Genomic DNA, 2,081 nt, shown 5'->3' on the forward strand with positions numbered 1-2,081 from the left:
CAAGGTCCCTACAACCCCCTAAAGCTACGAAAAACTTTGTTTTTCGAGAATTATAAGGTGTTTAACGCACTTTTAATAAAAGTGCGTAATGTCAGATTAATAAGATGGATTATAACTAAATATAAGATAAAAATGGTATCCTTTCATTTAAAAAAATAACTACACTTTATGACAAATAACAAGGACAGAGATGATTGCTTCACTCAGGGGAATGAACGATATTTTAAGCGAAGATTATGAGAGATTTACATACTTTATAGAGACAGCCTCAGAAATTGCAAAAAAGTATGGATTTCATTTCATTGAGACTCCGCTTCTGGAAGAGACTGCTCTTTTTAAACGATCTGTCGGCGAATCAAGCGATATTGTCGGCAAAGAGATGTACCAGTTTATCGATAAAGGCGAGAATGATGTCTGCCTCCGTCCAGAGGGAACTGCGGGAGTTGTGCGCGCATTTATACAAAAAAAACTTGACCGCGCAGGCGGGATTCACCGTTTTTTCTACCATGGAGCAATGTTTCGCTATGAGAGACCGCAAAAAGGAAGACTAAGACAGTTCCATCAGTTCGGCGTGGAGAGCTTTGGAGTTGATAGCGTTTATGAAGATGCCGCTATGATCATGATGGTCAGCGATATTTTGAACAAACTCGGCATTGGATACAGACTACAGCTAAACTCTCTTGGTTGCAGCGAGTGTATGCCTAGCTACAAAGAGTCTCTCGTAGATTATGTCAGAAAGTGTCAAGACGGCATTTGCATCGACTGCCAAAGAAGAGTAGAAACAAACCCCATAAGAGTGCTCGATTGTAAAAACGGCTCATGTCAGGAGCTTTACGTGGAGGCTCCAAAAATTACCCAAAATCTCTGTGCGTCATGCAGCAGCGATTTTTCTGCGCTACAGAGCATCTTGGACGATAACTCGATTGCGTATGAGGTAGATTCGAACCTCGTAAGAGGACTTGACTACTACTCAAAGACCGCATTTGAGTTTGTAAGCGATGAGATAGGAAGCCAAAGCGCGATTGCCGGAGGCGGAAGATACGACAAACTTGTAGAGTTTTTGGATGGTCGCCCTACTCCTGCTGTGGGTTTTGCAATGGGGATTGAGAGGCTTATGGAACTTATAAAGATGCCTGAGCCTAAGAAAGATGGCTACTATATCGGTGCAATGGATGATGAAGCATTGCAGAGCGTAGTTAAAATTGCCCACAAAAAGAGAAAAACCCACACTGTTCTCGTGGACTACAAATCTAAAAACCTTAAAAACCATCTAAAAGCGGCAGATAAACTAAATGCGAAATATTGTGCCGTTATAGGTTCTGAGGAGATAAAAAACAAAACTATCTGGATAAAAAATCTAGAAGACAAAACCGAAGACACCATGCCGATAGCGGAATTTTAATGGAATTTATTCACTCTTTTTGGAGTTTTTTCATAGACTTTTTTGAGTTTTTTATGCTCATTGTCCTTTTCTTGTTAGTAAATCTCTTTATCTATGACAAATATGTACAAAGAGAGCATGCGCTGCTTATAAACTACCCTATCATAGGGAGAATGCGCTATGTGTTTGAGGCATTGAGAGAACCGTTGCGCCAATACTTTGCAGATGAGTCGTTTTATGCTTCGCGTGACAAGATAGAGTGGGTATATAAAGCCGCAAAAGATGTTCCCAACTACAAATCTTTTTCGGTCTCTCAACCGTTTGAAGCCTCTAGATTTATCATAAAACACTCTTCAAGCGTTTTAAATGAAGATGAAGTAAGCGATGACGTAAGCGTGATTTTTGGAAAAGATAGGGAAAATCCGTTTATATCTCATTCCCCTATCATCCGCTCTGCCATGAGTGATGGAGCGATTAGCCCTGAAGCTACCCGTGCGTTTTCAATTGCAGGAGCCGCAACAGGACTTACCATTAACACGGGAGAAGGCTCTCTTACATCAAACCATCTATTTACTCATAAACCAGATTTAAAAAACTGCGGATATCTGGAGATTGTAAAAAGCACTGCGCTCTCAGAGATGGTTTTTAAAGTAGTCGAAAAGCTCTTTAACCGTGCTCTTGCCCTAAAAGCATACAGAAC

At 40.7% G+C, this 2,081-nt stretch carries 2 protein-coding genes; both read left to right on the top strand.

Annotated elements, in window-relative coordinates; translation table 11 throughout:
- Nucleotides 1-190: 190 nt before the first annotated feature.
- A complete protein-coding gene (gene hisS, locus RQ763_RS11485) occupies nucleotides 191-1,402 on the top strand; it encodes a histidine--tRNA ligase (RefSeq protein WP_314153124.1) in 1,212 nt (403 codons plus the stop codon).
- Nucleotides 1,402-2,081: glutamate synthase-related protein (locus RQ763_RS11490; protein WP_314153126.1), on the top strand; the 680-nt coding region annotated here is incomplete at its 3' end. The genes hisS and RQ763_RS11490, both read left to right, overlap by 1 nt.

The sequence above is a fragment of the Sulfurimonas sp. genome, from assembly GCF_032250635.1.
Taxonomy (GTDB): domain Bacteria; phylum Campylobacterota; class Campylobacteria; order Campylobacterales; family Sulfurimonadaceae; genus Sulfurimonas.